Genomic DNA, 433 nt, shown 5'->3' with positions numbered 1-433 from the left:
TTATGCGACTGATCAATGGGATCAGCAAGGTAATCGTCAGACAGTTTATACGACAGCGAATATTTGGCTTAATCAACTTGTGGCTCTGATTGCCACAAACCCTAAGTTGACCACATTAGACTTAACAGGTGCCTTTTCAAAAGTGCCTTTTGATAGTGGCTTTAGTAAAGCTGGGTTACTTATTGGTATGATGGTCAACAAATCAGCAACCTTGCAGTCGTTGGCCTTAGGGTTTAATCCGATTATTGCGAACGAGGTCCAGAGCAATGCCTGGACCTACTATAACTACGCGTTGAATTTACCTGCTCTGACTAATTTGGATTTACAATCGAATCAGTTAACAGTCCTGGATACGCAAATTTTACAGAATGTGCAAAACAATCTGGCAACGTTGAATTTAGCCGGAAATGCAATTTCGAAAATCACAACGAAT

At 40.6% G+C, this 433-nt stretch carries 1 protein-coding gene; it reads left to right on the top strand.

Annotated features, from left to right (window positions below; all coding sequences use genetic code 11):
* The coding region (locus tag WEIDD23_RS13890; protein WP_197458904.1) for a hypothetical protein at window positions 1-433 on the top strand (433 nt) is incomplete at both ends.

Origin of the sequence: Weissella sp. DD23 (assembly GCF_001579105.1) — a bacterium.
Lineage (GTDB): Bacteria > Bacillota > Bacilli > Lactobacillales > Lactobacillaceae > Weissella > Weissella cibaria.
Note: the sequence above shows the minus strand (reverse complement) of the source record. Positions and strands in the feature narration are given on the sequence as shown.